Here is a 7,979-nt window from a genome sequence, read left to right as displayed (position 1 = left end):
ACAAAGACTAAGGAAATTCCTTAGTCTTTTTTGTTTGGAAAGGAAATAATATGACTATAAAAACCAAATCAAATAAACCTTTTAATTTAACTAAATTAATAATATGCATCATAATATCATTTATTTTATGTTTATCAGTTTATGTTTGGATTCATCATCAAACTTTAATAGAAGCTGAAACACAACTTATAACCCATCATAAAAAATTAGAAAATCAAAGGAAAATCATCCAAGAAACCAAAGACAAACTACAACAAAACCAAACCGAAATTCAAAACCAAATTACTAAGCAAAATAATGAATTAAAAAATGAACTAAAAACTCATAAAACTAATATTTATCAAATCAAAGAACAACAAATAACCCAAACAAATAAACTTAACGAAATCGAAAACAAACTAACTCCAAAATTAGAAGCAATAAACGCTATCACTCAACAACAAAAAACATCTGAAGAACCATTATTTACTCCTTCTAACAACCAAAAATTCCCTAAATTCAACCAATTAATTGGTTTTAAAGAAGAATTAAAAGCAGTCGAAGGTTTCATTGATTATCTTAACAATAAAGACAACTACACCAATATTGGCGAGGTCGATTTCCCTTTAGGCATTTTAATGTATGGAGTGCCAGGAACTGGGAAAACAACCTTAGCGAGAACCTTAGCCAAAGAAACTAATCTCCCTTTCTTTGAAGTAAGTAGTTCTATCTTTTCTCAAAAATTCAAAGGCATCGCCCCTCAACTGGTAAAAGATTTATTTATGACAGCGCGTGAAGAAGCAACTAAAAATAAAGGAGCCATCATTTTCTTAGACGAATGTGAAACAATCTTTGCTGATTTAAATACCTTAGAAGCTGGTTCAGAAATTGCTAATGTCGTGAACCAATTTAAAACAGAGATGACATCATTTGAAAATAATCCTGATAAACCAATCTTTATTATTGGCGCCACTAATCACATCAATAACATAGATGAAGCCATCAAATCAAGATTTACTTACAATATCGAAGTGAAACCAGGCAATAAAGAAGAAAGAAAACAATTTTTAGAATTCTTAATTAATAAAAGAAAAAACCCTTATAGTGAAGAAGCTAAACAATACTTATACGAAGTGATTAATGAAGCTTTAGAAAGATTACCAGTTAATCATAAATTTAAAAAAGCTAATCGAACTTTAGAAAACCTCTTAAAAACAACAGTCGCTATCTTCGCTAAAAACCGCGGTCAAGGCGAAACAAGAAGAAACGAAATTAATCAAGAAGACTTAAAGCAAGCTTATAAAATGATTATTTCTCAAGATGACGCCATTTTAAACACTATCGAACAACAAAACAAAGAGAAAGGAGGTGTATAATTATGTTATCGCCTTTAGACCTAATTAAAACTTATCTAACCTTTAAGTCTTATTTCACTTGGTTTTTGATGGTTTCAACTATCTTTGGTATTTTCCTTTACTTCAAAAACAAACTTTTCAATAATCAACCAACCCCGCACACAACAAACTGGAAAGGCTATTTAACTTACTTTTTAATTATCATCGTGCTTTTAAGTTTCATTTACTTATGTTTCTTTCATAAACCTAAAGAACCATCAAGTAAATATGCAGGTCAATTAGTAAACGAAATTGACAAAGCCATTGATAAATACGATGAAGTTATTAATAATTACCAAGGGTTAAAAGACAATTGGGAACAAGAATTAACAAAAGTAGAAGCCGAATTAAAAAAACTTTATAAAGAACAAAAACTAACCCAAGAACAAAAAGCTAAAATTGAAGAACTCATAAACCAAACAGAAACTAAAATTAAAGATATCAAAACTCAAAAAGAAGAAACCGAAAATAACATCAACATCTTAAATGAACAATTAAAACAAAAAGAAGAAGCATTAGCTAACAAAGAAAAAGAAACAAAACTAACGGAAAAACAAATCGAAGAAACTACTGATTTAACCGAAAAACAAAAATTACGCGCCAAATTAGATATCCTTTATGACGAAAAAATCGCCTTAGTTCAACAAATAAACGAAATCAAAACTCAAATAAGAATATTAGAAAACGAAATTGAAGCGTTAAACGAAATGCTCCAACGCGCCGAAGATTATAAAAAAATATTAGAAAAACGATATAACGAATTAACAATAGGCGAACAAACATTATTCAACCAAATCAAATCCGTCGAACAACGCCGCACCGAAATCCAAAACAACATCAACCAAGTCAACAAAAAACTAAAAGAAATCCAAGCCGAACGCGAACTATACCAAGCATTAAAAGAAAAATATAAAGCCATGCATGTTCGCATGGAAACTTATGAAAAAGAAAATTCCTTCTCTTTTGGTAATGCATGTAAAATGGGATTCAAAGTCTTCGACAAAATAACCGACTTAATCCCAGCTAAATATGGTATCAAAACCTTAGGTAAAACAACAACCGTAACTCGTAAATACGCACAAGGAATGGGAAAAGTAACTCTAACCCTTCACGAAGGCCATCGTATATGGCATATGATTCACGAAAGTATTCAAGAAGGCAAAGAACGACCACCAATGATTACCAAAGAAACTTTAGAAATGTATACTAAAGACATCGACCGCGATCTCGCCAAACTCGACGCCGACTACAAAGACCAAGAAAAGAAATTAGAAGTATATAACGCACGAATTGAAGAAGATAATTTAACAAAAGAATTCGGAAATTCTCGTGAATTAGTTAAAAATATCGAACAAAAAGAAGAATCAGTTATAAACGAATACAAACAAATAACTAAAGAAATAAAAAATAAAAGAGAGAGACTTAATAAAGAAACCAAAAAAGAAGAACAAATAGAACAACTAGAAACAAAGTTAGAACCAATAAACGAAGAAATAAAGTTACTCAAAGAAGAACTAAAACAAACAAACCCTAACTACACTAAAACCCAAGAAGAAATTAAACAAAAAAATAAAACAACAATCCCTGAATTAATAACTATTCCTTCTTAAAAAACTTTTTCTTTAAATTTAAAAAAAATAAAGTTGTATAATAGTAGTAATTAATTTCTTTAAAAGATAATATAAATTACTACTATTATCGGAAAGGCATTAAAAGAAATGAATTTTTTTAAAAAACATTGGGTAGCTATTTTAATTATTTTATTTTTTAGTATTGTTTTTATTATAGGTTTTTTTGAAGGTATCAACGAAACAAAACAAGAACAAAAATCATTATCAAATTATCATAAAGATTTTGAAGACGATAAAGAATTAAAACAACCATCAAGAACTAAACGTGAAACAGACATTTCTAAACCAAAAAAAACAATTACTAAAGATGATTTTGAAAAAATAAAAACTTATGTCTTCTCTGAAATCGATGATATAACTTTATTGCCAAATAATATTAACGAAGAAGAAAAAAATGAAATAAATAAAATTAAAAATAGTTGGAAATATGCATTAGATTTATTAAACAAAGAACAAAAAGGCATCGATGAATATCAAAACAAATGCGATAATTATAATAAACAAATAAATGAACTTAACCAACAAAAAAATAAAAACGAATTTGAAGTGTTAAACGAAATTGAAGCGTTAAACGAAATGCTCCAACGCGCCGAAGATTATAAAAAAATATTAGAAAAACGATATAAAGACGTTGAAACACAATATAAAAATCTAACCACATCCTCCCTCAACTCCCTCTACGAAATCAACTCAAATGAGGGATAAAAATAAAAGGAGATTTAATTAATGAATAAATTAAAAAATCAATTTAAAACCATTTATCTTTGTTTAATTGCTTTTATAGGATTATTATTTATTTTTAACAATCATCAAGTTATGGCATTGAAAAATGAAAATATATGTAATCGCAATATGAAAATTCATAATATTTTTGTTGAAAAAGAAGAAGATATTTTGTCTTATATTATAAGAAAAAATATTTATCAAAGTTTTAGTTATTTAACTTTAGATTATCCATGTTATAACGGGGATAATAATAAATATGATATTTGTTGGTGTATCAAAAATCCACCACATGATTTACTATTTGTTGCTTTTGATAAAGGGACAAGATATAAAAATGATTATATTTATACTTTAGAAGAGTTAAAAAATTTAGGAAACGGCGCTGAAAATTTATATATATTTTGGTTAAAAAAATCAATATGTAATATAAATAAAGAAATATTTCATCAATTAGAAATAAGATTTAAAGAAATTGAAATAGAAAAATTAAATATTAAATTAAATTTGTCTAAAGAAAACGAATCAAAACGAGAAAAAGAAATACAACAAATCCAAGAAGAAATAACAAAAAATGAAAATAATAATAAAGCATTAATAAATCAATTAAATGTCGAACAAAATAAAATAAAAGAATTAAAAGCAAAAATTAAAACTTTAGAAAATGATGAAATTCAAATACAAGAAATTATTAAACAAAAAGATGAAGAAATAGTTCAATTAAAACAAAAAATCCAAGAACAATCAGAAGAAATCTTAAAACTAATTGTCGAAATTAAAACTAAAACAGAAATTTTAAAACAACAAATTGAAATAATAAAACAATTAGAAGGCAAAATAGTTGTTTTGGAAGGTGCAAATAGTATATTAGTAACTAAAAACAAAGAATTAGAATTTGAAATTAATAAAATTAAAAATCAATTAACAAAAGAAGAAGAAAATTACGAAGAAATAAAATTAGTTTTAGAACAAAATAAAATAGAATCTTTAAACCAACAAAATAATATAAAAAAATTACAAAAGGAATTAAATCAAAAAACAAATTCTTATATGGGTATTTTTAATTCATTATATAAAAAAATATTTTAATATTAAAGTTATTAAATAACTCAAGCAAATTATGATAAAATTAAATCTTATATCTTATCTGAAAACGAACATGAAATTTTACCATTCAACAATCTTTCTCCAGAAGAAACTACTGTCATAGAAGAAGCAAGAGAATCGCACAAACAAACATTAAGGTTTAGAAAAAGAAGATTAGAAAAAATAAACGAATACGAACAAGAATGTGATAATTATAATAAACAAATAAACAAACTTGATCCTGGAAAAGACAAAAACGAAATTGAAGGGTTAAACAATATGTTATCCAACACCATCAAACTAAGAGATTCATTACAACGCAATTATGATAAATCATTATTAAAAGACAATAAATTCACCCTAACCTCTATCAACTCCCTCTACGAAATAATCCCATATGAGGGATAAAAATAAAGGAGATTTAATTAATGGTTAAATTAAAAAACCAATTTAAAACCATTTATCTTTGTTTAATTGCTTTTATAGGATTATTATTTCTGTTTAATAATCATCAAGTAATGGCGATGGATAATTTAGTTAATGAAATAAATGAAGAAATTGAAACAAACCTTGAAACAAACCAAGAAAATATTCTAAATATACAAAAATTTTGCGCTTTACACGAAATAGGGCATGCAGCAGTAGCTTATGAATTAAGCAAAATACAATCTGAATTTAATCTTATAAACCTTAAAACAATAGAATTAAAAATAAATAATGAAAAAAATACAGAAGGCGGCGTAAACTTTTCTTTTGATAAATCACAGTATGGTTATTTATTTTCATTATCTGTATTTTTCGGAGGACCAGAAGCAGAAAAAAGAAGTACAACGCCAATAGAAGATTTTAAATATAAGGGTGATGATGATGAAAAAGATATTGAAAATATAGCTCAATATATTATACAAAGAGGATGGTTTTTAGATGATTTTTATTTCGCAACAGACTCTTTAGAAGTGCGCAAAAATAAAATTAAAAATATCGCGCAAACCAAAACTCAAGAAATTATTGACAAATATGAAGAATTTTTATCGCCGTTAGCCGATGAATTATTAGAAAAACAAAAAATGACAAAAAAAGATTTTTTATTATCATTACAAAAATTAATTAATCAAAGAAATAATTCTCAAGAAATAGTGCCAAAAGATATAACAAAAACTCCATTACAAAATAATATTAAAGCATCATCTGGTTGTGGTTGTAATATTTTATAAAATAAATTTGTCAAATAAATATCATAATAAATAATTCAATATATAAACTAAATTTAGACCCCTCCAAGGGTCTTTTTCTTTTACCTAAATAACAAACACACACAAATTGGTAAGGTCATAAAATTCAAACCCTAAGGAGGTGAAAAAGATATGAATCAAACTAAATCCCTAAAAAAGTTCTTTTATTAATTATTTCTTTATTAATCTTTATATTATCTCATGCCCCCATTTACGCCTATAACTATTTTCACAAACAAAACAAATCCAAAATAAAATTAACAGACTATGAAACCCTCCAACAAGAATGGTTAAACACCCAACCTAAATTCAAAATACACGATATCAATGTCCTAAATAAAGACGATATCCCCAACATCTTAAAATATTTTGATATCCAAACTTCCACCTACGGCCTTGAAGAACCCTCATACAATCCTTATAATAAACAATTTTTTGATCCTAAACTCAAAAATCCTCCTCAAGGCCTCTTAGGAGTCTACTTTAAACATAGAGCTAATCCCTTTAATATCAAATACCCTTATGATGAAGATTACGAATATACTCTCGAAAACCTCCTCAAATACGAAATCGCCATTGAAGAAGCCTTTATCTTTTGGGATACCAAACAAAAACCTCAAGAAGATAAATGTAATATAAATTTAATATTTTCCGATATCTTCGTAGGTCAAAGTAAAGAAGAAATAATTAATCAATACTTAATCAACAAAAACATCATCAAAGAACCCAAACTCATCAAATTAGGTTGTTACAACGCCACCACTAATACTGGTTTGGTTGTCCCTTTACCCCAAGAAACTCTAAATGATGTTCAAATTGACGCCATTTATTTCGATGATGGAATTCGGATTATGAGTGAATCACCAGAAAAACAACAATTAAAGCGTTTCATAAAAACTTTACAAGAAATTCAACAACGGAGACAACAACTATTAAAAGAAACTGAAGATGATGATTTTAAACAACTCTTAAACCAAAACATCAAAGAATACGAAGAAAGAATAAACACCTACAAACAAAAAATTCTTCAACTCCCAGGAAATATCGAAGATCTCTTAAAACTTTCCAACGGCGCCAAAAACATTTATCTTTTTGTATTCAACACCAAAAAAAGAGAAATAACAATTAATCTCCCAGACTCCCTTAACCCCTACGAAGCCATCCGCGATTGGAAAAGAAATAACAATTTATATGCTTATGAAGGGATATATCACAAAGAAAGTGAAAGTATCAACAATCTTATAACTATTACCGCACCCGCTTATAAAGAAATTAATATATCAGCGAATGTTAATGTAATAGGGCACGTTTTTCAAACTGAAAATAAAAGATATCGCATTATTTGTAAGAATACAGAACCAAAAAAAGTACTTTTAACAACCTATCAAAATTTGTATGTCAAATGGTTAGAACAATGTTATATCAAATATGGCTGCACTTACCAAGGAGAAACGATTAGAAACAAATTAGGTCGTTCATCTAGAACCCTTTATGATGAAAACGGTAAGCCGCATTATTATAAATATGAAGAAGGTTTCTTGAGTGATAATTGGTATATCGACGACTACGATTGTTGTTCTGGTGGAGATCGTTGGCAAACAAGAACTTATTATCAATTCTTAGACACCACTCGTCCCCCTAAAAAACCAGAGATCCTCGATTCTTAATAACAAATCATTCCAAGACTCTATTATGAAATAGAGTCTTTTTTATTACTCCATCATCTAAAAACAAGAAAGGAACTAATTAAATATGTTCATCAAAAAAATCCCCTTATTTTTAATAAATAATATCATCTATATGATTTTCCTTATCCCGATTTATTTAATTTATTTTTGCATCAAATTCTATCTCTTTACTTATCAATTAAGCATCCAAAGATTAAAAAAAGGAATAGTAGTTCAGTTCTATCAATATCTAACCACTACTAAACA

Annotated in this window: 8 protein-coding genes; all 8 read left to right on the top strand. The window is 27.3% G+C overall.

What is annotated here, in order from left to right; translation table 11 throughout:
- Nucleotides 1-50: 50 nt before the first annotated feature.
- Complete coding sequence (locus tag J8J04_RS02730; protein ID WP_212332086.1) at nt 51-1,355, top strand: AAA family ATPase; 1,305 nt, start codon at nt 51-53, stop codon at nt 1,353-1,355.
- Between the two features lie 2 nt (nt 1,356-1,357).
- Nucleotides 1,358-2,983: an ATP-binding protein gene (locus J8J04_RS02725; protein ID WP_212332083.1), complete on the top strand. Its 1,626-nt coding sequence runs from the start codon at nt 1,358-1,360 to the stop codon at nt 2,981-2,983.
- A gap of 108 nt (nt 2,984-3,091) precedes the next feature.
- On the top strand, nt 3,092-3,709 hold the full coding sequence (locus tag J8J04_RS02720; RefSeq protein ID WP_225885837.1) for a hypothetical protein: 618 nt from the start codon (nt 3,092-3,094) through the stop codon (nt 3,707-3,709).
- Nucleotides 3,710-3,730: 21 nt separating this feature from the next.
- Entirely contained in the window at nt 3,731-4,816 is a 1,086-nt protein-coding gene (locus tag J8J04_RS02715) for an SVM family protein (protein ID WP_212332080.1), read from the top strand.
- A gap of 276 nt (nt 4,817-5,092) precedes the next feature.
- Nucleotides 5,093-5,221, top strand: a complete 129-nt coding sequence (locus tag J8J04_RS03290; protein WP_263972014.1) for a hypothetical protein — start codon at nt 5,093-5,095, stop codon at nt 5,219-5,221.
- A 20-nt stretch (nt 5,222-5,241) separates the two neighbouring features.
- The gene (locus J8J04_RS02710; protein ID WP_212332077.1) at nt 5,242-6,027 is read left to right on the top strand and encodes an SVM family protein; all 786 of its coding nucleotides are present in this window, start codon (nt 5,242-5,244) and stop codon (nt 6,025-6,027) included.
- A gap of 791 nt (nt 6,028-6,818) precedes the next feature.
- The gene (locus tag J8J04_RS02705) at nt 6,819-7,712 is read left to right on the top strand and encodes a hypothetical protein (protein WP_308705546.1); all 894 of its coding nucleotides are present in this window, start codon (nt 6,819-6,821) and stop codon (nt 7,710-7,712) included.
- An 85-nt stretch (nt 7,713-7,797) separates the two neighbouring features.
- Nucleotides 7,798-7,979: hypothetical protein (locus J8J04_RS02700; RefSeq protein ID WP_212332075.1), on the top strand; the 182-nt coding region annotated here is incomplete at its 3' end.

It is taken from the genome of 'Fragaria x ananassa' phyllody phytoplasma (genome assembly GCF_018274325.1).
Taxonomy (GTDB): Bacteria; Bacillota_I; Bacilli_A; order Acholeplasmatales; family Acholeplasmataceae; genus Phytoplasma.
This window is presented reverse-complemented; position numbering and strand designations above follow the sequence as displayed.

Bases quoted from the DNA above. Each gene is read 5' to 3' on its own strand.
- J8J04_RS02730 (WP_212332086.1), top strand. From the start codon at position 51: ATGACTATAAAAACCAAATCAAATAAACCTTTTAATTTAACTAAATTA.
- J8J04_RS03290 (WP_263972014.1), top strand. From the start codon at position 5,093: ATGTTATCCAACACCATCAAACTAAGAGATTCATTACAACGCAATTAT.
- J8J04_RS02725 (WP_212332083.1), top strand. From the start codon at position 1,358: ATGTTATCGCCTTTAGACCTAATTAAAACTTATCTAACCTTTAAGTCT.
- J8J04_RS02710 (WP_212332077.1), top strand. From the start codon at position 5,242: ATGGTTAAATTAAAAAACCAATTTAAAACCATTTATCTTTGTTTAATT.
- J8J04_RS02720 (WP_225885837.1), top strand. From the start codon at position 3,092: ATGAATTTTTTTAAAAAACATTGGGTAGCTATTTTAATTATTTTATTT.
- J8J04_RS02715 (WP_212332080.1), top strand. From the start codon at position 3,731: ATGAATAAATTAAAAAATCAATTTAAAACCATTTATCTTTGTTTAATT.